21 protein-coding genes are annotated in these 22489 nt (G+C 65.8%); 14 read left to right on the top strand and 7 right to left on the bottom strand.

Going from position 1 to position 22489, the window contains the following annotated elements:
- Positions 1-137 precede the first annotated feature (137 nt).
- Positions 138-3797 (top strand): PAS domain S-box protein, encoded by a 3660-nt coding sequence (locus RQI43_RS03050; RefSeq protein WP_311274176.1) that lies wholly within the window; start codon positions 138-140, stop codon positions 3795-3797.
- 15 nt (positions 3798-3812) lie between these two features.
- Here the strand turns inward: RQI43_RS03050 and RQI43_RS03045 are convergent, their stop codons facing one another.
- The 3 genes from RQI43_RS03045 to maiA form a co-directional block, all read right to left on the bottom strand.
- Positions 3813-4136, bottom strand: coding sequence for a hypothetical protein (locus tag RQI43_RS03045; protein WP_311274175.1), 324 nt, complete (start codon positions 4134-4136; stop codon positions 3813-3815).
- 61 nt (positions 4137-4197) lie between these two features.
- The gene (locus RQI43_RS03040) at positions 4198-5529 is read right to left on the bottom strand and encodes an NAD(P)/FAD-dependent oxidoreductase (RefSeq protein ID WP_056432125.1); all 1332 of its coding nucleotides are present in this window, start codon (positions 5527-5529) and stop codon (positions 4198-4200) included.
- Between the two features lie 115 nt (positions 5530-5644).
- A complete protein-coding gene (gene maiA, locus RQI43_RS03035) occupies positions 5645-6289 on the bottom strand; it encodes a maleylacetoacetate isomerase (RefSeq protein ID WP_311274174.1) in 645 nt (214 codons plus the stop codon).
- A gap of 600 nt (positions 6290-6889) precedes the next feature.
- Between maiA and dgcN the strand changes: the two genes are divergently transcribed.
- The 5 genes from dgcN (at position 6890) to coaA (ending at position 11344) form a co-directional block, all read left to right on the top strand.
- A complete protein-coding gene (gene dgcN, locus RQI43_RS03030; RefSeq protein WP_311274173.1) occupies positions 6890-7912 on the top strand; it encodes an N-acetyltransferase DgcN in 1023 nt (340 codons plus the stop codon).
- The gene (gene dgcA, locus RQI43_RS03025; protein WP_311274172.1) at positions 7909-8898 is read left to right on the top strand and encodes an N-acetyl-D-Glu racemase DgcA; all 990 of its coding nucleotides are present in this window, start codon (positions 7909-7911) and stop codon (positions 8896-8898) included. Before dgcN ends, dgcA begins: the two co-directional genes overlap by 4 nt.
- Before the next feature lie 207 nt (positions 8899-9105).
- The gene (gene hisF / locus RQI43_RS03020; protein WP_311274171.1) at positions 9106-9882 is read left to right on the top strand and encodes an imidazole glycerol phosphate synthase subunit HisF; all 777 of its coding nucleotides are present in this window, start codon (positions 9106-9108) and stop codon (positions 9880-9882) included.
- Between the two features lie 98 nt (positions 9883-9980).
- Positions 9981-10304, top strand: coding sequence for a phosphoribosyl-ATP diphosphatase (locus RQI43_RS03015; protein ID WP_056432137.1), 324 nt, complete (start codon positions 9981-9983; stop codon positions 10302-10304).
- Positions 10305-10369: 65 nt separating this feature from the next.
- A complete protein-coding gene (coaA, locus tag RQI43_RS03010) occupies positions 10370-11344 on the top strand; it encodes a type I pantothenate kinase (RefSeq protein ID WP_056432456.1) in 975 nt (324 codons plus the stop codon).
- An 18-nt stretch (positions 11345-11362) separates the two neighbouring features.
- Here the strand turns inward: coaA and thpR are convergent, their stop codons facing one another.
- Positions 11363-11905 carry an RNA 2',3'-cyclic phosphodiesterase gene (gene thpR / locus RQI43_RS03005; protein ID WP_311274170.1) on the bottom strand — a complete coding sequence of 181 codons (543 nt, stop codon included), beginning with the start codon at positions 11903-11905 and terminating at the stop codon, positions 11363-11365.
- Positions 11906-11909: 4 nt separating this feature from the next.
- Entirely contained in the window at positions 11910-12533 is a 624-nt protein-coding gene (locus RQI43_RS03000; RefSeq protein ID WP_311274169.1) for an arylesterase, read from the bottom strand.
- A gap of 72 nt (positions 12534-12605) precedes the next feature.
- Here RQI43_RS03000 and RQI43_RS02995 point away from each other — a divergent pair, with 72 nt between their 5' ends.
- The 4 genes from RQI43_RS02995 (at position 12606) to RQI43_RS02980 (ending at position 17408) form a co-directional block, all read left to right on the top strand.
- On the top strand, positions 12606-13379 hold the full coding sequence (locus tag RQI43_RS02995) for an ABC transporter ATP-binding protein (protein WP_244477881.1): 774 nt from the start codon (positions 12606-12608) through the stop codon (positions 13377-13379).
- 39 nt (positions 13380-13418) lie between these two features.
- Positions 13419-15989, top strand: a complete 2571-nt coding sequence (locus tag RQI43_RS02990) for an FtsX-like permease family protein (RefSeq protein WP_311274168.1) — start codon at positions 13419-13421, stop codon at positions 15987-15989.
- Positions 15990-16295: 306 nt separating this feature from the next.
- Positions 16296-17063 (top strand): Bax inhibitor-1/YccA family protein, encoded by a 768-nt coding sequence (locus RQI43_RS02985; RefSeq protein ID WP_311274167.1) that lies wholly within the window; start codon positions 16296-16298, stop codon positions 17061-17063.
- A gap of 153 nt (positions 17064-17216) precedes the next feature.
- A complete protein-coding gene (locus tag RQI43_RS02980) occupies positions 17217-17408 on the top strand; it encodes a hypothetical protein (protein WP_207410307.1) in 192 nt (63 codons plus the stop codon).
- A 9-nt stretch (positions 17409-17417) separates the two neighbouring features.
- On the opposite strand, the gene RQI43_RS02975 is transcribed toward RQI43_RS02980, so the two are convergent.
- Entirely contained in the window at positions 17418-17792 is a 375-nt protein-coding gene (locus RQI43_RS02975; RefSeq protein ID WP_207410308.1) for a DUF2794 domain-containing protein, read from the bottom strand.
- 456 nt (positions 17793-18248) lie between these two features.
- Between RQI43_RS02975 and bluB the strand changes: the two genes are divergently transcribed.
- Together bluB and RQI43_RS02965 are read left to right on the top strand one after the other, a co-directional pair.
- The gene (gene bluB / locus RQI43_RS02970; protein ID WP_311274166.1) at positions 18249-18899 is read left to right on the top strand and encodes a 5,6-dimethylbenzimidazole synthase; all 651 of its coding nucleotides are present in this window, start codon (positions 18249-18251) and stop codon (positions 18897-18899) included.
- A gap of 187 nt (positions 18900-19086) precedes the next feature.
- Positions 19087-19602: a L,D-transpeptidase gene (locus tag RQI43_RS02965; RefSeq protein WP_311274165.1), complete on the top strand. Its 516-nt coding sequence runs from the start codon at positions 19087-19089 to the stop codon at positions 19600-19602.
- Between the two features lie 8 nt (positions 19603-19610).
- Here RQI43_RS02965 and RQI43_RS02960 read toward each other — a convergent pair whose 3' ends face one another.
- Positions 19611-19829 carry a DUF1674 domain-containing protein gene (locus RQI43_RS02960; RefSeq protein WP_311274164.1) on the bottom strand — a complete coding sequence of 73 codons (219 nt, stop codon included), beginning with the start codon at positions 19827-19829 and terminating at the stop codon, positions 19611-19613.
- Positions 19830-19915: 86 nt separating this feature from the next.
- Here RQI43_RS02960 and RQI43_RS02955 point away from each other — a divergent pair, with 86 nt between their 5' ends.
- On the top strand, positions 19916-21313 hold the full coding sequence (locus tag RQI43_RS02955; protein WP_311274163.1) for an RsmB/NOP family class I SAM-dependent RNA methyltransferase: 1398 nt from the start codon (positions 19916-19918) through the stop codon (positions 21311-21313).
- An 8-nt stretch (positions 21314-21321) separates the two neighbouring features.
- Positions 21322-22464 (top strand): hypothetical protein, encoded by a 1143-nt coding sequence (locus tag RQI43_RS02950; protein ID WP_311274162.1) that lies wholly within the window; start codon positions 21322-21324, stop codon positions 22462-22464.
- The last annotated feature ends 25 nt before the right edge of the window (positions 22465-22489 follow it).

Raw genomic sequence — 22489 nt, 5'->3', positions numbered from 1 at the left:
ATGGAATGATGCTGTGCGCCGTCGAGAGTGAGGCGGCGGAGGGCGAAATTCTTATGCGAGACATAGAACGTTATCCTTGCGACCCGCACATGTGATGCTCCGCAAGGCTGCCGCCGCAGCTCAACGAGGCCCGATCCTTGATCACGCCGTCTCATGAAGCCGAGCGCCTCGCCGCGCTTCACGGCCTAGGTATCCTCGATACGCCCCCCGAAGAGCATTTCGAGGCGGTGTCGCGCACGGCCAAACGCCTTTTCGGGGTCGAGAAGGCCTATGTCGCCCTCATCGATTCCGACCGGCAGTGGATCAAGTCGGAATGCGATCTCGGCCGCAAGGAGATGCCGCGCCTCGAATCGTTCTGCCATCACACCATCGCCGGTGGCGACATGCTCGTGGTGCCGGATGCGCGCCTCGATCCGCGCTTCGCCGGGAACCCCCTGGTGACCGGCCCCGATCCCATCGTCTTCTACGCCGGCGTGCCACTGTGCCTCGAATCGGGTTTCCGCGTCGGCTCGTTCTGTCTCATGCACAGCACTCCGCGCCCGTTCGGCGTGGAGGATGAGGCGGCTCTGCACGACCTCGCTGCCACCGTCACCGCCCATCTTCGCCTCGCGGACGCCCATGTGAGGCTGGTCCGCGAGGCCGAGGAACGCGCGGCCCATCAGGCGACCATCGCCGACCAGCGGGAAGAGTTGCAGCAGCGCCAGAGCGCGCTCGCCAGCGCGCATCACCTGCTCGCCATGGCGGAAGAGGTTGCCGGGATCGGCCATTGGCGCGTTCGGCTCGCCGATGGCCAGACCTTCTGGTCCACCGGCATCTACGGAATTGCCGGGCTCGATCCCGCGACCTCCGCGCCGACATTCGACGGGGCCATCGATCTGCATCATCCCGACGACCGTGAGCTGGTTCGGTCCAGCATCTCCAATGCGCTGGAGCGAAGAGGTGCTTTCGCCTTCGAAGCGAGGATGGTTCGTCCCACGGGAGAAATCCGGACGATGGTGGTTCGTGGCATCTGCGAATGCGACGTGGCGGGTCTGACCGTGGGTCTGGTCGGCACCGCCATCGACGTGACGGACGCCCGGAATTCCGACGCCGCCCTGCGGGAGCGGACGAGCCAGTTCCGCCGTCTCGTGGACGCGGTGAGCGATTGCGCCTTCGTCACCCTCGACCGGACCGGGCATGTCGCCAACTGGAACAGCGGAGCGGAGCGTATCACCGGCTATTCCGCCCAGGATGCCATAGGGCGCCACGTCTCGCGCTTCTACACGAGGGAGGGGCTCGAAGCGGGGGCCCCGCGTATCGCGCTTGCGACCGCTGCTTATGAAGGGAAGGTCAAATTCGAGTGCTGGCGGGTTCGCCGAGACGGCTCGCAATTCTTCGCCAGTGTCGCCATCGACGCCATCCGCGACGAACAAGGGTCCGTGGTCGGCTATGCTGAGATCACCCGCGACATCACCGAGCGTCGGGCGGCCGAACTCGAACTCCAGCGCAGCGAAGATCGCTACCGCACTCTCGCGGAGGCGCTGCCCGCGCTAATCTGGACGACGCGTCCACCGGACGGGACGGCGACCTATGTGAATCCCGCCTTCACGGATTTTTACGGCGCTATCGGTCCCGAGAGGACGGAGCGTACGGCGCGCAACCATCCCGACGATGCCGAACGGATGGAGGTCGCTTGGCGGACCGCCCACAAACGGGGGCGGACCTTTATGGTGGAGGGACGCCTGCGCCGCCACGACGGCGTCTACCGCTGGCACAAGATCGTGATGATTCCGATCCCGACCCATGACGACCGGGCGCCCGACGACGCCGAATGGCTCGGCACTGCCCTCGACATCGACGACATCATCACCGCGCGTCAGCGCTTGGAGGAGACGTCCGACCTGCTCCGCATCGCCCAGACGGCGGCCGATGCCGGTACCTGGGACCTCGACCTCCGGACGGACGCGATCACGCTCAGCCAGAAAGCACTGGGCCTGTTCGGCATCCCTGGGGAGGACGCCCAGGCGATGCCGGTCCGGGACTGGATCCGGCTCGTCCATCCCGATGACAGGCAGGCGGTCCGCGAGGAGGCGGCCCACGCGATCCGGAACCAGCTCAACTACGTCGCGGAATACCGCATCCTCGCGGAAACCGAGCAGCGCTGGATCTCCACCTGCGGACGCGTACTCTACGACGTAACTGGCGCGCCCTATCGTATGGTCGGCCTGCATTTCGACATTACCGAACGAAAGACCGTAGAGGCCGCATTGCAGGCCGCGACAGCCAGGGCCGAGGGGGCGAGCGCTGCGAAGAGCGAGTTCCTCGCTGCTATGAGCCACGAAATCCGCACGCCGCTGAACAGTATCCTCGGTTATGCCGACCTCCTGCTGGAGGAGCCGAGCCGGACGTCCGACGACAGGCACCGCCTCGAATTGATCCAGGGGGCGGGCAATGCGCTCCTCACCATCGTCAACGATGTACTGGACTTCTCGAAGATCGAGGCGGGGCAGTTCACGCTGGAATTGCTGCCGTTCCCGTTACGCGACCTGATCGAGAACACCGTGGAGATCGTGCGCGGCAGTGCGCTCAAGAGCCCCGTGACCATCCTCTCGCGGCTCGACCCCACGCTGCCGCCCTGGACCATGGGCGATGCGAACCGGCTCAGGCAGGTTCTGCTCAACCTGCTCAATAACGCGGTGAAGTTCACACTCTCCGGGTCCGTCACCCTCAATGTCAGCCAATGCGGCGAGGAGGCAGCTGGTCCGGTCCTGCGCTTCGAGGTGGTGGATACCGGCATCGGCATCTCGGCGGAGCAGCAGGAGCGCCTGTTCCAGCGCTTCAGCCAAGTCGATTCCTCGATCAGCCGCCGCTTCGGCGGTACCGGTCTCGGACTCGCGATCTGCCGTCGCCTGGTCTCGATGATGGACGGGGAGATCGGTGTCACCAGCACTCCCGGGCAAGGATCGACCTTCTGGTTCACTCTCGTCCTGCCGCGCGCCGACGCAGCGAGCGGTGTCGCTGTAGAGGAAGCGGGAATGCAGCCTGTCCGGGCGTCCGCGTCATCGAGAAGGGCACGGATTCTCGTCGCCGAGGATGTGCCGGTGAACCAGGCCTTGGCCCGGGCGGTCCTCGAACTCGCGGGCCACAGCGTCGAGGTCGTGGGCGACGGTGCCGAAGCGGTGGCCGCGATCCGGGATGCCGCGGAAGGACCGAAGGCTTATGATCTTGTGCTGATGGACGTGCAGATGCCGGGCATGGACGGGCTTACCGCCACGCGCCTCATCCGCGCTCTGCCTGCGCCCGCCTGTACGGTACCGATCATCGCCATGACGGCCAATGTCCTGCCGCAGCAACTTGCTGCTTTGACCGCAGCCGGCATGAACGACCACGTCGGCAAGCCATTCAAGCGCGACGCGCTCTATGCCGCTATCGCCCGCTGGACCGATTCTTCGGCTATCCTCGGTGCGCCGGATTCCCCGCCCATTCTCGACCGGGAGATCTTCGACACGTTGAAGGACATGGTGGGGCCGGAGCGAGCCACCGCGCTTCTGTCCATGCTGGCGGATGAACTCGTCGACCGGTTCGGGGCCCCTCCGGACTCGGTCGACCTATCTGGCATCGATCCGCCGGAACTCGCCTACGATGCCCATGTCATGGTGTCCGCCGCCGGGCTGCTCGGCTTCGTCGGGCTGTCCGACCTCTGTCGAGAGATCGAGAACGCTTGCCGCAACGGCGACGATCTGGGCCCGCTGATCCACCGCCTCGCCGTGGTCCGGGACGGTACGCTCGGAACGATCAGGACGTTGCAGGCTGCTTGACCGTTCCGGCCAGGCTCATTCGTCCGCGGGGACCGGCTCGTCTTCCGGTTCCGGCTCTGCCGTCCAGGCGGTGGCAAAGGCGGCCAATTGCATTGCATCCTTGAAGGCCATCACCGAGACGCTGCGTTCCGTCGGCATCGCGCCCGGATAGGGAGCGATCAGCACGGTCTCCTGCGATAGGCGTGCGCCCGGCGCTTTCTCGGCGATCCAGGCCTCGGCCTCGGTGCACAGCCGTGCCGGATCCGAAGGATGGCGCGCCCGGGAATCCGAGCGCAGCACCAGGACGTAGGGGCCAAGGGTAGGATTGCGGTGCTGCAGACCCTGGATGATGTCGATCATGCTCGTGTCTCGTCACGTTTCTGCCGTGGGCGAGGCGCGCCCCCCGCCAACCCGGCCGTTCTCAGTGAAGTTTGACCCGTGGTTCGGTGCGCCGCGTCAGCGCGCGAGCCATGGCATCGAGCGCCGTCTTGATCGTGCCGTGCAGGGCCTGCTCGTGCATCTTGTAGAGTGAGCGGTACATCATCCGCGCGAAGAGGCCTGCGATGAACAGGTTCTTTCCCTGAATGAACCCCATCAGGTTGCCGACCGTGGAATACTCCCCGAGGGAAACCAACGAGCCGAAATCGCGATACTTGAACGGCTTCAGGGTCCCGCCCGCCATCTTGACCGGAATCTGCTTGATCAGGTGGCTCGCCTGCTGGTGCGCTGCCTGGGCGCGGGGGGGGATCGGGGTATCCGAGCCCTTCTCCACCAGATAGGCGCAATCGCCCATGGCGAAGATGTCGGGGTCGCGGGTCGTCTGGAGCGTCGGCGTCACGACGAGCTGATTGTTGCGCGTCGTCTCCAGGCCGCCGATCTCCTGCAGGAAGGGCGGCGCCTTCACGCCAGCAGCCCAGACGACGAGCTCGGAGGGGATAAAGCCACCATCGGCGAGCTGAACCCCATCGGGGCGGACCTCGGTGACACGCGCTTGGGTGCGGACCTCGACACCGATCTTGTTCAACAGCGTCATGACGTCGGCGGACAGACGCTCGGGGACTGCCGGCAGAATCCGGTTCGCCGCTTCGACGAGGGTGATCTTCAGATCCTTGGCAGGATCGATCCTGTCGAGACCGGTAGAGGCCACGTCACGGGTCGTACGATGAAGTTCCGCCGCGAGCTCGGTTCCGGTGGCGCCGGCTCCGATCACCACCACGTGGAGCTGCCCGGCCCGCACCGGGCCGACCTGGGTATGGGCGCGCAGCATGCCGTTGATCAGGCGCTGGTGGAACCGCACCGCCTGCTCCTGCGTGTCGAGGGCGATGGCGTTCTCCTTCACCCCCGGCGTGCCGAAATCGTTGGTGGTCGAGCCCACCGCGAGGACCAGCGTATCGTAGGGAATCGAGCGGACGGGCGTGACCTCACGCCCCTCGGCATCGTGGCTCGCGGCGAGCTGGATCGTGCGCGCGCCGCGGTCGAGTCCCGTCATCGAGCCGATTCGATAGCGGAAATGATGGCGGTGGGCGTGGTGGAGATAGTCCACCGCATGGTGGCCGACATCGAGGCTGCCAGCGGCGACCTCGTGCAACAGAGGCTTCCAGATATGAGTGCGGGCCTTGTCCACGAGGGTGACGTGAGCCTTGCCTTTCCTGCCCAGCGTGTCGCCGAGCTTGGTGGCCAGCTGAAGCCCCGCCGCGCCTCCGCCGACGACCACGATCCGATGCAGGTTGTCCACGGTTTCGCCCGGTACCATGCGTTCCTCGTCTTCAGCGTTGAGCGGCAGGCCGTACGCCCTTTTTGTCCGCTCGGGTATTATAGGCAAAATCTTTTTGAACGGCAGCCTTCGTCGTGCAGGCCGGCTCTACGCCTTAAGCAGGCGCACCCGGCTGGCGGAGGGGATGCGCTTTCGCGAAAGCCTCCTGCGACAGGCAATCCTCTGCGATCCGCTTCACAGTGGGATAGGGAGCTGTCTCGACGCCGAAGATGCCGGTGCCGACCCAGAGGCTCACGAGGCACAGATCGGCGTGGCTGATCGTGTCCCCTTGCGCGTAGCGACCGGTGCCGGGCTCGTGGGCGAGGCGGGTCTCGAGCGTCTTCAACCCTGTCGCGAACCAGTGCCGCACGAAACCCATCATGTCGTCTTTCGGGATGTCGTAGGCCGACATCAGGTAGTTGCGCACACGCGGGACGTAGAGCGGATGGGTGTCGCAGGCGACGACCTGCGCAAGGGAACGGGCGCGTGCCCGCGCCCTCGGCTCCTTCGGCAGCAGGGCCGGTTCGGGGTGGATGTCCTCGAGATAGTCGAGGATCGCCAGCGATTGGGTCAGGGGAGGGCCGTCGCCATCGAAGAAGGCCGGTACTGCCGCCTGCGGATTGATGGCGAGGAAATCCGGCTTGTACTGGTCGCCAGCGTCGAGGTCGATGAAGGTCTCCTCGCAGGGAATCCCCTTCAGGTTAAGGGCGATACGGACCCGGAAGGCGGCGGCCGAGCGCCAGTTGCCGTACATCCTCATGCCCATCTCCCTCACCTTTGTCTGGCGCGGACCACACCCGACAAAGGCGCCGGTTGCAAGGGATGATCTTGTCGTAGTTCATCACGAGCGTGGCACGAGAGGATGGACGACGTGTCGAGCTTCTTCATCCGCGGCGGCATCGCTACGCTCGATGAATGACCCTGTTCGCGTATCCTCGAGTGTCGGGTCACTCGGTTTGCTGCCCGATGGCCGCATTGCGCCAAACGAGAGAGCCAGGCGTGGCGGGATCCGGCCTGGCCCGTTCGAGCCCCTAGAACGACCGGCCGTAATCGTACCCGCCGCATCAGTCCGTTGCTCCCTCGGAAGCTTGCGATACTCCTCCCCCTACCTCTTGGGCGGCATCCTGCATCAGTTTTGCTCTTCGGCCGTGACGTCGGGCACAGCCTTCGGCCGAGTGCCTCGGAACGATCCGGCGTCTTGGCTTCCCCTTGCAGGCGAGGCGGCTTTACCGTGGAAGCACAATTCCGTCTGCGTCGATTGCGGGGTTGGCGGCAGTCGCACATTTGGCAGCGCCGCCCGGTTCGCGCATAGACGGCGGGACACGGTCGACAGCCCCCGATTGCGACGGATGCCAGCGCGATGCAGATCGAAACGCCCTACCTGATGTTCCTCGGCGACGTGCCGGATACGCTCGCCGCCAAGACGGCTTACGGCATCGCCGATTGGCGGCCCGAATGGTGCGTCGGCCAGCTGCGCCTTCCCGGATGTGCCGCCGATCTCGGCATCCCCGATCTCACCCTGAGCGACGCCGTGGCCAAGGGCTGCAAGACCATGGTGATCGGCGTCGCCAATGCGGGTGGTGTGCTGCCCCCGCATTGGGTGTCCGAGGTGGTCACAGCGCTCGATGCCGGTCTCGACATCGCCAGTGGCCTGCATGTGCGCCTCGGTTCGATCCCCGAGATCGCCGAAGCGGCCGAGCGGAACGGGCGGCAGCTTCACGATGTTCGCCACACCAGCGAGACCTTCGACACGGGCAAGGGCACGAGGCGACCCGGCCGGCGCCTGCTCAGCGTCGGCACCGATTGTTCGGTGGGCAAGAAGTACACGGTCCTCGCCCTGGAGCGCGCCATGCGGGAACGCGGGCTCGATGCAGATTTCCGCGCTACGGGGCAGACCGGGGTGTTCATCTCCGGGCGCGGCGTCGCCATCGACGCGGTGGTGGCGGATTTCATCTCCGGCGCCGTGGAGTGGATCGCCCCGGCGGCGGATCCCGACCATTGGGACCTGATCGAGGGGCAGGGGTCGCTCTACCATCCGTCCTTCGCGGGCGTGAGTCTGGGGCTGCTGCACGGCGCCCAGGCCGATGCCTTCGTGGTCTGCCATGAGCCGAGCCGCACCACCATGCGCGGGGTCAAGCACTCGCTTCCCTCGATCCAGCAGGTGATCGACCTGACGATCCAGCTCGGAAGCCTGACCAATCCCGCCATCTGCCCTGTCGGCATCGCCGTGAACACGCAGAAACTGCCGGAGGACGAGGCGCAAACCCTGCTCCAAGACCTCACTCGCGATCACGGGCTGCCCGCCACCGATCCGGTTCGCTTCGGTGTCGACGGCATTATCGACCGGATGCTCGCGGAATTTCCCGCCGGGAGCGCCGCATGAGCCGCCACCTCACCGTCGCCGTGGAGCGCTTTCCTATCGCTGGCGCTTTCACCATCGCTCGGGGCAGCCGCACGGAAGCCGTGGTGGTACTCGCGACCATCGTCCATGGGGCAGAGGGGCATGTGGGGCGCGGCGAATGCGTCCCGTATCCTCGCTACGGCGAATCCCCCGAGAGCGTCTGCGCACTGATCTCTGAACAGGCCGACGCCATCGCCTCGGGTGCCACCCGCACGGACCTGCTCACGCGAATGAAGGCTGGCGCCGCACGCAACGCCCTCGATTGCGCCCTGCTCGATCTCGAGGCCAAGCAGATCGGCCGGCCGGCCTGGGAGATTGCCGGGCTCAGCGCACCGCAGGTCGCCACCACCGCCTACACGTTGAGCCTCGGTACGCCCGAAAGCATGGAGGAGGCCGCCCGGGGGGCTGCCCATCGCCCCCTTCTCAAGGTCAAGCTCGGCGGTGAGGGCGACCCCGAGCGCATCGCCGCCGTGCGTCGCGGCGCACCGAATTCACGCCTCATCGTCGATGCGAACGAGGCGTGGCGCGCGAACACGATCGAGGCGAACCTCGCCGCCTGCGTCGCTGCGGGCGTCGGACTGATCGAGCAGCCGCTCCCGGCAGGGGAGGACGACCTTCTCGCCCAGATCCCGCGGCCGATTCCGATTTGCGCCGATGAAAGCCTGCACGACCGTGCCGGCCTCGATGCTCTCTCCAACCGCTACGATGCCATCAACATCAAGCTCGACAAGGCCGGTGGCCTCACCGAAGCAGTGATGCTGGCGCACGAAGCGAAGGCGCGGGGCCTCTCGCTGATGATCGGCTGCATGGTCGGCACCTCGCTCGCCATGGCCCCGGCGATGCTGCTCGCCCACCATGCCGATTACGTGGATCTCGATGGGCCGCTGCTCCTGGCGCGGGACCGCGACCCGGCTCTGCGCTTCGACGGCAGCCTCATCCATCCTCCGACACCCGATCTGTGGGGATAGGGCCACCGGAATCGCCGCGGGGACGCCAAATACGGCTGACGCAGATCACGAATGGGTGTTTCTGCAGGATCGGCCGTCTTTCAAAACTGCAGAGTTGATCCTGCAAAATCGTGCCGATCCGCACCGTCGAGTTGACGGAACGGTGCCCGGACGGGCATGGCCCGATGCCTGCGACCGGAGTCCGGCTGCAAGCGTGACAGGTCCACCATGTTGAAGACCCGCATCATCCCCTGCCTCGACGTGAAGGACGGGCGCGTCGTTAAAGGCGTCCAGTTCCTCGAACTGCGCGATGCCGGCGATCCCGTCGAGGCGGCCAAGGCCTATGACGCGGCCGGCGCGGACGAACTCTGCTTCCTCGACATCACCGCGAGCCACGAGGCGCGCGGCACCCTACTGGATGTGGTGAGCCGGACCGCCGAGGCCTGTTTCATGCCGCTCACCGTGGGTGGAGGCGTACGCACGGTGGAGGACATCCGCACGCTTCTGCTCGCCGGGGCCGACAAGGTCTCCATCAACACGGCGGCGGTGAAGGATCCCTCCTTCGTCGAGCGTGGTGCTCTCAAATTCGGCAGCCAGTGCATCGTGGTCGCCATCGACGCCAAGCGCACCTCGGCGCCAGGGGAGCCCGATGCCTGGCAGATCTTCACCCATGGCGGGCGCACCCCCACCGGTCTCGACGCCATCGACTTCGCCCGCACCGTGGCGGCTCGCGGCGCCGGTGAGCTTCTGGTCACCTCCATGGACCGCGACGGGATGCGCTCGGGCTACGACATCGCCCTGACGCGGGCGATCTCGGACGCGGTCTCCGTACCGGTGATCGCCTCCGGCGGCGTCGGCGGCCTCGACGACCTCGTGGCGGGCGTGCGCGAAGGGGGCGCCAGCGCGGTTCTCGCCGCATCGATCTTCCATTTCGGCCAGCACAGCGTCGCCGAGGCCAAGGCACATATGGCGGCGGCCGGCCTGCGCATGCGGCTCGATCCGTAATGCGCCCCCTCGACCCCACCCTTGCCCAATTCTGCCCCGTGCCGCAGGCTCCGGCCCGTGGAGCGCGCGGCCCCGCCCGCCAACGTCCCTAGGATCGCATGACCGATTTCACTCTGAGCGACCTGGAGGCCGTGGTGGCCGACCGCGCCGCCGCACCACCGGACCAATCCTACACCGCCAAGCTCCTTGCCGGCGGGCCGGCAAAGCCCGCTAAAAAACTCGGCGAGGAGGCCGTCGAGGCCGCCATCGCCGCGGTCCAGGGTGACCGGGCAGGCTTGGTGAGCGAGGCGGCGGATGTGCTCTATCATCTCCTGGTTGTGCTGCGTGCCGGCGGCATCGGCCTGCCGGAGGTGATGGCGGAACTTCAGCGTCGTACGGCACAGAGCGGCATCGCCGAAAAGGCGGCCCGGAGGCAGACGTGACCGTCGAGCCCCAACGGCCCGTGGCCTCCGTGATTGGGCGCGAACCGGCTCTCGGCCGCGGCCTCGTGCTGGGCCAGGATCCCGTGACTGGGATCGGCCCGGAGCGACTGTCGCCCTACCGACTGTTTTCCCGGGACGAGTGGGCCCAATTGCGCGCCGAGACGCCGCTCACCCTGACGAGCGACGATGTCAGCCGCCTGCAATCCCTCAACGATCCCATCTCCATCGAGGAGGTGGTGGCGATCTACCTGCCCTTGTCGCGTCTTCTCTCGCTCTACGTAGCGGCCACGCAGGGGTTGTTTAAAGCAACCCAGCGCTTCCTCCTCGCTGAGCACGAGGCCAAGGTCCCCTACATCATCGGCGTCGCCGGATCGGTGGCGGTGGGGAAATCCACCACGGCCCGCGTGCTGAAGGCACTGCTGGCGCGCTGGCCCAATACTCCGAAGGTCGATCTCATCACCACGGACGGGTTCCTGCACCCGAATGCCGAGCTGAAGCGCATGGGCGCGATGGAGCGCAAGGGGTTTCCCGAGAGCTACGACACGGCGGCGCTTCTGCGCTTCCTCACCGACATCAAGGCCGGCAAGAAACGCGTGGCCGCGCCGCTCTATTCCCACCTCGTCTACGATGTGGTGCCGGGCGAGGAACGGGTGGTGGAATCTCCCGACATCCTCATCGTGGAAGGCCTCAACGTCCTCCAGCCGGCGCGCCTGCCGCGCGATGGGACCGCGATCCCCTTCGTATCCGATTTCTTCGACTTCTCGATCTATCTCGACGGTCACGAGGACGACCTGCACCGCTGGTACGTCAACCGCTTCCTGCGCCTGCGCCAGACCGCCTTCCGGGATCCGCTCTCGTATTTCCGGAAATACGCCGAGGTGACGGAGGCCGAGGCCCTGGAGATCGCCGACAATCTTTGGACCACGATCAACCTGCCCAACTTGCGCGACAACATCCTGCCGACGCGACAACGAGCGAGCCTGATCCTGGCCAAGGGCGCGAGCCACCGTATCGAGAGCGTAGCGCTGCGGCGGTTGTGAAACGGCCCGTGAGCGTCGTCATCCTAGCGGATACGCCGCCTCCACCACATACGGTCCTCCGCCTCGCGATTCCCGCGCCGAGAACAGCGCCACCCGTGTTGCGGTGAACCTCAGCGTCGCAAAAAGCCCCGCCTCGGCGATGTACCCTGCCACATCCGCCGCCTGGGTGTCGCGGCGGTTGAGGCGGGCGAGCGTGACGTGCGGCGTGAACTTGCGCCGTGCCGGCTCAGCTCCGGCTGCCCGGGCGATGCGCTCGTGCTCGTCTTGCAGGTCGAGCAGGTCGGGGCCGGCAGTCACGCTTGCGATGATCGCGCGAGGCTTGTCTCCGCCGAACGCGTCGAGGCTGGACAGCGTCACGTTGAGAGGCGGGCGCGGGCGCGCTTCGACGAGACCGGCATGGAACGCCTCGGCCACCTCGTCATCCACGTCGCCGAGGAAGCGCAGGGTGATGTGAAGGTCACCGCGCTCGATCCAGCGCGCGCCGCGAAGGCCGCATTGGTAGCGCGTCAGCGCCTCCGCTGCGTCGTCCGGGATTTCTATGGCTGTGAACAGGCGGGGCATCGGGTTACTTCGACGCCGTGCCGAGCTTGTCGAGGAAGGTCTCGACGGTGGGCAGGATGCCAGCCACGATCGTCTCGACGCCCTTCACGTTGGGATGGAGCCCGTCTTCTAGGTTGAAGCGCCGGTCGCCCACGATGCCATCGAGGAAGAACGGGTAGAGGACGAGTCCGTATCGCGAAGCCAGATCAGGATAAATCGCGTCGAACCGCGTGACGTAATCCGGCCCGAGATTGGTCGAGGCCTTCATGCCCGCGAGCAGGACCGGAATGTTGCGGGCCTTCAAGCGTGACACGATGGTGTCGAGGGCCTTCTTGGTCACAGCGGGGTCGGTGCCGCGCAGCATGTCGTTGGCACCGAGTTCGAGGATAACCCCATCGGTCCCGTCCGGGACGGACCAGTCGAGCCGGTCGAGTCCCCCGGTGCTGGTATCGCCGGACACGCCGGCATTGGCGATGGAGACCTCGCGTCCCCTTGCCTTCAACTCTCGTTCCAGCACTGAGGGGAAGGCCGCTGCCGAGGGCAGGCGATAACCGGCCGTGAGGCTGTCGCCGAAGGCCACGATGTTGAGCGGGCGGGAGGCGGCGTGGCCGATTCCTGTTCCAACGCCGAGTGCGGCAAAGAGCGTCATGGCGAGGGCCGTCCGGCGCGAGTGCTGGCGCGGCGCTCTCCGACCGACCATATCGACGCCGATGCGTGACGTATGACACAGACCCATTCGCGCACAGCCCTGACCTATGGTGTTCATGACGATGATCTCACACAGATCGGTCCTGCCTTGATACCCGGCAAGGTCCAGAGTCCGGCGATCGCCCTTTCGAAGATCGATCTCAGTCTTGGACGGGGGGCGGCTCGGGTGCATGTCCTGCGCGGCATCTCCCTCGAAGTAGCGCGCGGCGAGGCTGTAGGGCTGGTCGGCCCCTCGGGCTCCGGCAAGTCGACGCTTCTCATGGTGATGGCCGGCCTGGAGCGCGCGGAATCGGGAAGCATCCATGTGGAGGGCACCGATCTCGGGACGCTCGACGAGGATGCCCTTGCGCGGTTTCGCGGGCGGCGCATCGGAATCGTGTTCCAGGCCTTCCATCTCGTCCCGACAATGACCGCCTTGGAGAACGTCGCCCTTCCCCTCGAACTCGCCGACAAGGCCGACGCACATGAGCGAGCCAAGGCCGAGCTCGAAGCGGTCGGCCTCGGACACCGTCTCCATCATTATCCGGCCCAGCTCTCCGGGGGAGAGCAACAGCGGGTCGCCATCGCCCGTGCCATCGCTCCGGACCCAGCAATCCTCGTTGCCGACGAGCCGACGGGCAATCTCGACGAAGCCACGGGCCGCCAGATCGTGGATCTGCTCTTCGCACTCAAGCGCGACCGGGGCGCGACCCTCGTTCTGGTCACCCACGATCCCGGCCTCGCCCGGCTCTGCGACCGCACCGTGCGACTGCGCTCCGGGCGGGTGGATGAGGCGGTGGCGGCGTGATCCTGCTGAACTCCCGCGTTCGGCGGAAGGTCTGACCCCATGCACGGCACCCTGCCTCGGCCCGCTCCGAAACCGAGCCGCGTTCCACTGACGCTCCGCCTCGCATTCCGTGAATTGCGCGGCGGCCTTTCCGGTTTCGCGGTGTTCCTCGCCTGCATCGCGCTTGGCGTCGCGGCCATTGCCGGTGTCGCTTCGATCTCGCGCTCGCTCACGGATGGTCTCGGCCGCGAGGGCAAGCGTATCCTCGGCGGCGACCTGACCTACAGCCTCATAAACCGTGAGGCGACATCGGACGAGCGTGCCGTCCTCGACGCACAGGGCAAGGTTTCGGTGGTGACGACCCTGCGCGCCATGGCTCTGGCTGGCGACAAGGGCGCCGCTCTCGTGGAAATGAAGGCCGTTGACGGCGCCTATCCCGCCGCCGGGGACCTCGTGACCGACCCCGACACGCCGCTCTCTGGTCTGCTGGCCGAGAAGGATGGGGTATTCGGCGCGGTCGCCGACCCGCTCCTTCTTACGCGCCTCGACCTGAAGGTCGGCGATAGGATCGAGATCGCCGGTAAGCCGATTGCCATACGTGCCACTCTGGTCTCCGAGCCGGACAAGATCGCCAACGGCATCGGCTTCGGCCCGCGCCTCCTGGTTTCCGCCGCGACCCTACAAGCGACGGGTCTGATCCGACCGGGCAGCCTCAACCGCTGGAGCTATCGCATCCTGGCGCCCGAGGCCGACGATGCGGAGCTGGAGCGACGGATCGCAACCATCGCCAAGGCAGCACCAGATGCGGGCTGGGAGATGCGCTCGCGCTCAAACGCCGATCCGCGCTTTGCCAAGAGCGTCGAGCGCTTCACCCAGTTCCTCACTTTGGTCGGTCTCACCGCATTGATCGTCGGCGGTGTCGGCGTCGCCAATGCGGTGAACGCCTTCGTCGCGAGGAAACGCGGCTCCATCGCTACCCTGAAGAGCGTCGGCGCGCCGGGCGGACAAGTGGTCGCCATCTACCTGACGCAGGTGATGCTGGTCGCCGGCCTCGGTACCGCATTCGGCCTCGTGATCGGGGCGGGATTACCGTTCCTCCTCGACATGCTGTTCCACAATGCGCTTCCGCTGCCGCTGAACCCGACCCTAGCACCAGGGGAATTGCTGCTCGCCGCTGCCTACGGCCTTCTGACGGCGCTCGCCTTCGCCATCATTCCTCTCGGCCACGCCCATGATGTGCCGGTCTCCGGCCTGTTCCGAGACGTGATCGATCCCGACACCCGCAAGACGCGGCTCCGCTATCGCCTGATCCTCGTCGCTGCGCTCGCGACCCTGGTGACGCTGGCGCTCGCCACGGCGTTCGACCGCAGGGTGGCCTTGATGTTCATCGTAGCGGCCGGACTTGCCTTCGGACTCCTGCGCCTCGTCGCTCTCGGCCTCATGGCTTTGGCGCGGCGTCTGCCTCGCCCGCGCTCGGCCGCGCCCCGCATGGCGCTCGCCAACCTGCACCGCCCCGGTGCCCTCACCCCCGCCATCGTCCTGTCCCTGGGCCTCGGCGTGACATTGCTGGTGACGCTGAGCCTGATCGACGCCAATGTTCGCCGGACGCTGACAAGTTCCTTGCCGGCCCGTGCACCGAACCTGTTCTTCCTCGATATCCCAGCGGCGGAAGCGGACGGGTTCCACGCGGCTCTCGGCCAACTCGCGCCCGGCGCCAAGATCGAGCGCGTGCCGATGATGCGTGGGCGCATCGTCGCCATCAACGGGGTTCCGGCAGCTGCGATCAAACCGCCGGAGGATGCCGCCTGGGTGCTCGATGGCGACCGCGGCATCACCTATGCCGAGGATCTTCCCGAGGGATCGAACCTCGTTGCGGGCTCCTGGTGGAACGCCGAGGAGGGGGCGAAACCCCTGGTCTCGTTCGACTCGGAATTGGCGCGCAGTCTCAGTCTCTCCGTGGGCGGCACCGTCACGGTGAACGTGCTCGGGCGGAATCTGACGGCCACGGTCGCCAATCTCCGCAAGGTCGAATGGCGCAACCTCGGCATCAACTTCGTCATGGTGTTCTCTCCCGGTACCTTCCGGGGCGCGCCGCACTCGGACCTTGCCACCTTGACGCTGGGCGGCGGGCCGGATGCCAAGGCCGAGGCCGTGATCCTACGTGATATTGCTCGCGCCTTCCCGTCTGTGACCAGCGTGCGGGTGAAAGACGCTCTCGATACGGTCAACGATATCGTCGGCAAGCTGGTGCTGGCGATCCGTGGCGCCAGTGGCGTCGCCGTAGTGGCGAGCCTGTTCGTTCTCGCGGGTGCCATCGCGGCGGGGCACGGAGCCCGGTTGTACGACGCCGTCGTGCTGAAGGTACTGGGCGCCACCCGGGGTCGCCTGCTCCTGGCCTACACATTGGAATACGGCGCATTGGGGCTAGCCACCGCCGTGTTCGGGCTCCTTGCCGGAACGCTGGCAGGTTGGGCCATCGTCACCCGCGTGATGAAGCTCGACTTCGCCCTCGACCTCTCGGGCGCCCTCGTCGCATCCGCCCTCGCGGTGGCGTTCGCGATCCTCCTCGGCCTTGCCGGGACTTGGCGCATCCTCGGTCAGAAGCCGGCACCTTACCTGCGCCGATTCTGATCCGGGCGAGGATAGGCCTATCCTCGCGAGTTCGGTGGGAGTGAGCCGGCGAAAGTCATGCTTTATGAAATGACACTATAGCTCTACCGTGCCGGGTGAATGATGAACCCGATTTAATCCGCGTGGCTGCAAATAAAGATCGCGCTCAGAAGCTATGATTCTGGGCGCACAAAGCTCGGCCGCCCCCTTGTGCGGAGCGGCATGACGGAACATATTTCGGCTCAAGGCGCGGTCACGTGCCAGAGGTCCTGTGCGTGAGCCTCGGTTCCAAATCACACGCTGAGAGAGCTTCCAAGGGAAACTCCCATGGCATTCGATAATAGCCCCTTCCGCTACGGCGCCCAGCCGCAGGGTTATGCTGGCTCGCAGGTCGAGGTCGACCAGGGCCTGCGCACCTTCATGCTCGGCGTCTACAACAACATGGTCATCGGCCTCGGGATCTCGGGCCTCGTGGCCCTTGGCCTGAACATGGCTGCGACCGCCCAGACGGCGACGGGCAAGCTCGCCCTGACCCCGTTCGGCCAGATGCTCTACACCAGCCCGCTGAAGTGGGTCCTCATGCTGGCGCCCCTCGCGTTCATCTTTATCTTCACGATGCGGATGGATAAGATGTCGGCCTCGTCCGCTCGACTGACCTTCTTCGCCTTCGCGGCGGTGATGGGCGCGTCGATGTCGACCCTGCTGCTCGTCTTCACGGGCGCCAGTGTCGTCCGGGTCTTCTTCATCACGGCGGCCACGTTCGGCGGTCTCAGCCTCTACGGCTACACCACCAAGCGCAGCCTTTCGGGGATGGGCTCGTTCCTGATCATGGGCGTGATCGGCCTCTTCATCGCCTCGATCGTGAACATCTTCCTTGCTTCCAGCGCGCTTCAGTTCGCCGTCTCGGTTCTCGGCGTCCTGATCTTCGCGGGCCTTACCGCCTACGACACGCAGAAGCTCAAGGAGATGTTCCTCTACAGCGGTGCCGATGCCGAAGGCGCAGCCAAGCTGTCGGTGAACGGCGCTCTGACCCTCTACCTGGACTTCATCAACATGTTCCAGTTCCTCCTCCAGCTCCTCGGCGACCGTCGCTAAACGAGCTTTATGGGACACGGAGCGAGAAGGCCTCGGCGGAAACGCCGGGGCCTTTTGCGTTGGCTGCAGCAAGGCTAGGATGTTGCTGTGGGAAAGCCTGTAGTGCCGAAGATCGTGAGAGGTTCGGGGAGTGACACCCCACCTTCGAGCGATATGCCGACTTACGCCATTGTCGGCGCGAGCGTTGCCGCCGCGATAGGCACAGGCGCATGGGCCGGCTTCGGTGTCGGCATCGTCGTGGGCATCATCAGTTTGGTTGTACTCGGCGGTCTGTATTCCGTGATCGCGTACCGGTTGGGTTGGCCCCCCATCCGATGGGAGACGATCCCGTTCTTCCTTCCGTGACGTCAGGGGTCACACTACCCGTAGGGGCTTCTCCAGCACCGCTAGGACGCGGGCGAGGTCATGGCCGCGCTTGAGTACAATGCCGGCGGCGGAAATCACCGAATAAGCGCCCTGCCGACGGGCGAGCTTAGGATCCTTCTCGACCCTGAACAAAGCCGTCTCGGACGAGCGGCGATAGATCGAGAACACCGCCTTGTCGCGGCGGAAGTCGAGGGCATAGTCGCGCCATTCTCCGGCGGACACCATGCGGCCGTAGAGGTTGAACAGGGTCCTGAGTTCGGAGCGGTCGAAGGCTACCTGTGGTACAACCGGGGCCGTCGGGAAAGGCACGACGCGGTTGGACGAATCCTGTGATCGCGGCTCGGCTCCGGTCCTCTCGTCCATCCTCGCTCCTCGGTTTCGGCGACCCAACGGACACCATAAAGAGCAGATGATGGGCCTCCCGATCCGAGGCCGCAAGCCCAGCCAACCGTCGAGTGCGCTGCGGCACCAGCTACGGACGGGCAACACAACATCACGATTTCGCCGCGTTATTGCCCATCGTCGGCCTTGATAGAAGATGATACCTGTGGCCGAACCTCGTCGGTTCCGTGCTCGGTCGGGTGACCGATATCCATGCTCCCCAGCTTTCGGGAGCTCGCCGATGCCACGGAAGCGGCACTCCAGAGGTTTCGAGACCCAAGGACTTCAGGCCGCCTCTCCGGAGTGCGGCCTTTTTTTCTGCCATGCGGGCGTGCTCTGGTTTAAAAACCTCTCTGGCTGCGGCAGGCGCACAATCACTTCTCTCCCTGTGCATCTCGGCATTGGTCGCTAACAGGGTCCAGCGGTCATAAGCCCGCAATGAGGAGATGTCCGTTCGTGACGAGTTTCGACCCCGGCTTTCGCGAGACGCTTGGCGACCTGATTGCCTGGCGTCGAGACGTGCGCCGCTTTCGGGCCGATCCGGTCGACGACGCCGTCTTGCGCCAATGCCTCGACCTTGCTTGTCTGAGTCCATCGGTCGGCAACAGCCAGCCGTGGCGCTTCGTCCGCGTCACCGATCCTGACAGGCGGGCGGCGGTGGTTGATAATTTCGAGCGCTGCAACGGCAATGCGGCGGAAACCTACGATTCGGAGCGTCGGGAAGCCTATAACCGGTTGAAGCTTGCGGGTTTGCGCGAGGCGCCGATCCATCTTGTGGTCTTCTGCGACGAAGCGACGGAATGCGGCTACGGGCTCGGCCGCGCCACCATGCCGGAAATGTTGCGCTACTCGGTGGTGACCGCCGTGCATACATTCTGGCTGGCAGCGCGCGCCCATGGGATCGGTGTGGGCTGGGTCTCGATCATCGAGCCGGACGGGGTTACCCGCCTTCTCGATGTTCCTCCGACGTGGCGCCTCGTCGCTTATCTCTGCGTTGGCTATCCCGTGGAGGAGCACGAGGATCCCGAACTCGTCCGGCATGGCTGGCAGGAGCGGGACAGGGCGGCGACGGGGCTGCTGGAGCGATGAAGCTACCGGTCTTAACGAAAGCCTACCCGGATCATTCGCTTTTATCCGGAACACCCTAGGCCACGCTTAACTGCCCGGCGCGATATGCGTGCGTATCCCCCGGATAGGGCGCTCCGGTAACCGGAACCGCAACTTCGAGAGCTGCTTATCGTGAAGCTCACGGTCACGGTTTCGAGGACGACACCAAATGTTCGCGCGTCATGGGTTCACTGTTTATCTGGCCGGAACAATCCTCAGTGTCGGGTTTGCGGCGAAACCCGCCGCATCCTGTGAGCTCGTTGCCTTTGATCAAGCGGTCATGCCTGGCACGGTCGTGGTCAGAACCTCAGAGCGGCGGCTCTACCTCGTCAACGGTGACGGCACGGCGATCCGCTATCCGGTGGCGGTGGGCAAGCCCGGCAAGCAATGGACCGGCGCCACCACCATCGACGGCAAGTATGTGGAGCCGGCCTGGTCGCCGCCGCGGGAGGTGAAGCGCGACAATCCGCGACTGCCCGACGTCATCGCCGGCGGCTCGCCGCATAACCCGATGGGCGCGGCGGCAATGACGCTTGCCGGTGGTGAATACGCCATTCACGGCACCAACCGCCCGAACTCGGTGGGTACATACGCATCTTACGGCTGCATCCGCATGTACAACCAGGATGTGGTCGATCTCTACGGGCGCGTCTCCATTGGAACGCAGGTCTACGTCACGCGCTGAGACCTCGCTTAGAAATCGACGGCAATGCCTTTCACTTCCCAGTCGTCGTAACGAACAGGCTCGAGGCCGCCACGGCCCTGGCGTTCGCGCGCAGCGGAGATTTCCGCCACCTTCGCGTCGATGACAGCACGGCGGTCGGCAGCCTCGGCCAAAGCACGCTCGGCGGCGGGTGTCAGCCCCGCGCGGGGCGGGATCTCGGCGTTTTCCGCGTTGTCGGGCGTTGTCATGGCTTGCATCTCAGTGGGCCGGATGGGAGGGCATCCGTTGGAACTGGCTTCGGGTAACCGAGCCTCGGATACGGAAAGTGGCATTCATGGCGACACGCCGCAACGCGGACGGGCCGACGACGACGATCGACCGCACCGTTCCGGGCCTCGCTGCCCGGCAGGTGGCGCATGCCGCCGTGGCCGATCTCCTCGTTCAGGGACGGGCTTTCGCGCTCGAAGACGCCCTCGCTCAGGCGGGTCGTGACGCAGGCCTCGATGCGGCCGATGCGTCCCTCGCCCGCGCCATTGCCACCGCCACCTTCCGCCGCCTCGGCTTCCTGCGGCGAATGCTTTCGGCTCGGATGAACCAGGGCCTGCCGCCGGATCAGCCACGTCTCGTGGCTCTCCTCGTGACCGGCGCCGTTCAGATCCTCGATCTCAACGTGCCGGACCATGCCGCCGTCGATCTTTCGGTGCGCCTCGCCAAGGGTGACCCCTACCTTCAGCACACGCCGGGCCTCGTGAACGCCATCCTGCGTCGGGTGATCCGCGAGCGGGAGGCCATCGCCGCAGAGGCGTCCGATCCCCTGGCGCAAAATACGCCGGACTGGCTCGCCGCTCGCTGGAGCGCCGCCTACGGACCCGACACTGCCCGGACCATCGCCTCGGCTCATCTCTCCGGCGCCGCGATCGACATAACGCCGCGTGGACCGGCCGCGGAATGGGCCGATCGCCTCGGCGGCGTCGCCCTTCCCACCGGCAGCATCCGCCTGCACGAGGTCCGTTCTGCGGTTTCGGAACTCCCCGGATACGCTGAGGGCGCGTGGTGGGTGCAGGACGCAGCCGCCGCCATCCCGGCGCGCCTGCTCGCAGTCGGGCCGGGGCAGCGCGTGGCCGATCTCTGCGCGGCACCGGGCGGCAAGACCGCTCAGCTCGCCGCCATGGGGGCGGAAGTGGTCGCCGTGGATCGTTCGGCCCAGCGCCTCGAGCGTCTGACGGAGAATCTCACGCGCCTCGGCCTCAAGGCCGAAATCCGCATCGGCGATGCTACTCAGTTGCCCGAGAGCGATGCCGACACGTTCGACGCCGTGCTTCTCGATGCGCCATGCTCGGCGACCGGCACGATCCGGCGGCATCCGGACGTCGCCTGGACCAAGGCCGGTGGCGATATCGGACGCCTTGCCGGTCTGCAGCGCCGCCTGCTCGATCGCGCCGCCACCCTTGTGAAGCCGGGTGGGCGTCTCGTCTATTGCACCTGCTCGCTGGAACCCGAGGAAGGTGAGGGGCAGGTCGCAGCCTTCCTCGCACGCAATCCGGCTTTCGAGCGGCTTCCGATCCGCGTCGAGGAGATTGGCGGCCTCGAAGAACTCATCAATGGCGACGGCGATCTTCGGACGCTGCCCTCGCACCTCTCCGGCGAAACGGCCCTTGGCGAGGAAGGGCCGTCTGCGGCGCGCGGCGGGATCGACGGGTTCTTCGCGAGCCGTCTGGTTCGGAAGGCGTAGGACGCACGGTGCGTGCCCCCCGCCATGCCATTGCCGGCCTGTTCGGGGGGCTTCTTCTCCTCGGCCAAGCTGGGGCCGACGAGATCGACCGCCGAATCCTGCCGGTTGCGCCGACCTATACCCGCAATGCGACCTGCGCCTCGGTCTCGGCGACGATTCCTTTCGAGATTCATACAGGGACCCAGGATGTAGGCATCTCGCCCTCGCCGAAGGACCTGCCGCTGAACCAAGGTGAGAGCGCGATCTGCTTTGCCTATGCCACGGCGGACATGATTTCGCACCGCGTTGGCAGGCCGGTCTCTCCCTTGGATGTGGCGACGAAATTCTATTTCGCCGACCCAGCCAGGCTGGAGACGATCTCGGACCCGCATCTCAAGCGCCATCTCCGTGCGCATCCGGCCTACCGGGCCGACATCGCCTGGAGTCGCAATACTGCCGAGGTCACCAAGGACGGTAACCCAGCCCTGGAACCGTATTTCGACAAGATCGAAGGCGGTGAGGAGGACATGGCGGCGCTCCTCTACAACATCGGCGGGTATTGCGAGGACCGCGACCTGCCGTCCAATGATGGCTATCGCTACGTAATGCCGGCATTGCGTTCGCTGCGCTACCGGACGAGGCTTCACCCGGCGCGGCAGAGCTTTCGCGCGGTGGCTGCAACTGCTTCCCACTTGCGTGGGCGGTGGGCTGATTCATTCAACGCAGCATGGATCGCCCATGTGGAGGCCGTCTGCCGTCGTGTGCCGCTACCTGTGCCGCTTCTGCCGGTCTCATACCGTGTGGCGGCGAGCCAGGCCGATTTCGCGGACATGCTCGAGTCCGGCCGTCATCCGAGCAAGCAAAAACTCGACCGAATCCTGGCCATGGTCGATTACGCACTCGACCACGGCCGTGTTCCGACAGTGGGGTACAGCTGGTACCTTCTCGAAGACCGCGATCCGAAGGACCCGGACCTGTTCGCCGATCATGCGAGCCCGGTCATCGGCCGCCGCAAGGCAGAGGGCACCTGCCAGTATAGAATCCAGGACAATACCGGTGAATATTGCGGTCGCATGCGCGACGGCATCCGTGAACGTTGCGACAACGGACGCATCTGGGTCACGGAAAGCGAGCTGAGGAAGACCTTGTACAGCGTGACCTATCTGAGATAGGCGTCTAAAAACAGTATCGGTGTCG

Origin of the sequence: Methylobacterium sp. WCS2018Hpa-22 (genome assembly GCF_031843785.1) — a bacterium.
Lineage (GTDB): Bacteria > Pseudomonadota > Alphaproteobacteria > Rhizobiales > Beijerinckiaceae > Methylobacterium.
The sequence above is the reverse complement of the archived record's forward strand: the minus strand, read 5'-3'. Positions and strand labels throughout refer to the sequence as shown.

What these genes read in the sequence shown, in the direction of transcription:
- RQI43_RS03045 (WP_311274175.1), bottom strand. Translation starts at nt 4,136, where the DNA reads ATGATCGACATCATCCAGGGTCTGCAGCACCGCAATCCTACCCTTGGC.
- RQI43_RS03040 (WP_056432125.1), bottom strand. Translation starts at nt 5,529, where the DNA reads ATGGTACCGGGCGAAACCGTGGACAACCTGCATCGGATCGTGGTCGTC.
- maiA (WP_311274174.1), bottom strand. Translation starts at nt 6,289, where the DNA reads ATGAGGATGTACGGCAACTGGCGCTCGGCCGCCGCCTTCCGGGTCCGT.
- dgcN (WP_311274173.1), top strand. Translation starts at nt 6,890, where the DNA reads ATGCAGATCGAAACGCCCTACCTGATGTTCCTCGGCGACGTGCCGGAT.
- dgcA (WP_311274172.1), top strand. Translation starts at nt 7,909, where the DNA reads ATGAGCCGCCACCTCACCGTCGCCGTGGAGCGCTTTCCTATCGCTGGC.
- hisF (WP_311274171.1), top strand. Translation starts at nt 9,106, where the DNA reads ATGTTGAAGACCCGCATCATCCCCTGCCTCGACGTGAAGGACGGGCGC.
- RQI43_RS03015 (WP_056432137.1), top strand. Translation starts at nt 9,981, where the DNA reads ATGACCGATTTCACTCTGAGCGACCTGGAGGCCGTGGTGGCCGACCGC.
- thpR (WP_311274170.1), bottom strand. Translation starts at nt 11,905, where the DNA reads ATGCCCCGCCTGTTCACAGCCATAGAAATCCCGGACGACGCAGCGGAG.
- RQI43_RS03000 (WP_311274169.1), bottom strand. Translation starts at nt 12,533, where the DNA reads ATGACGCTCTTTGCCGCACTCGGCGTTGGAACAGGAATCGGCCACGCC.
- RQI43_RS02995 (WP_244477881.1), top strand. Translation starts at nt 12,606, where the DNA reads ATGACACAGACCCATTCGCGCACAGCCCTGACCTATGGTGTTCATGAC.
- RQI43_RS02990 (WP_311274168.1), top strand. Translation starts at nt 13,419, where the DNA reads ATGCACGGCACCCTGCCTCGGCCCGCTCCGAAACCGAGCCGCGTTCCA.
- RQI43_RS02985 (WP_311274167.1), top strand. Translation starts at nt 16,296, where the DNA reads ATGGCATTCGATAATAGCCCCTTCCGCTACGGCGCCCAGCCGCAGGGT.
- RQI43_RS02980 (WP_207410307.1), top strand. Translation starts at nt 17,217, where the DNA reads ATGCCGACTTACGCCATTGTCGGCGCGAGCGTTGCCGCCGCGATAGGC.
- RQI43_RS02975 (WP_207410308.1), bottom strand. Translation starts at nt 17,792, where the DNA reads ATGGACGAGAGGACCGGAGCCGAGCCGCGATCACAGGATTCGTCCAAC.
- bluB (WP_311274166.1), top strand. Translation starts at nt 18,249, where the DNA reads ATGAGGAGATGTCCGTTCGTGACGAGTTTCGACCCCGGCTTTCGCGAG.
- RQI43_RS02965 (WP_311274165.1), top strand. Translation starts at nt 19,087, where the DNA reads ATGTTCGCGCGTCATGGGTTCACTGTTTATCTGGCCGGAACAATCCTC.
- RQI43_RS02960 (WP_311274164.1), bottom strand. Translation starts at nt 19,829, where the DNA reads ATGACAACGCCCGACAACGCGGAAAACGCCGAGATCCCGCCCCGCGCG.
- RQI43_RS02955 (WP_311274163.1), top strand. Translation starts at nt 19,916, where the DNA reads ATGGCGACACGCCGCAACGCGGACGGGCCGACGACGACGATCGACCGC.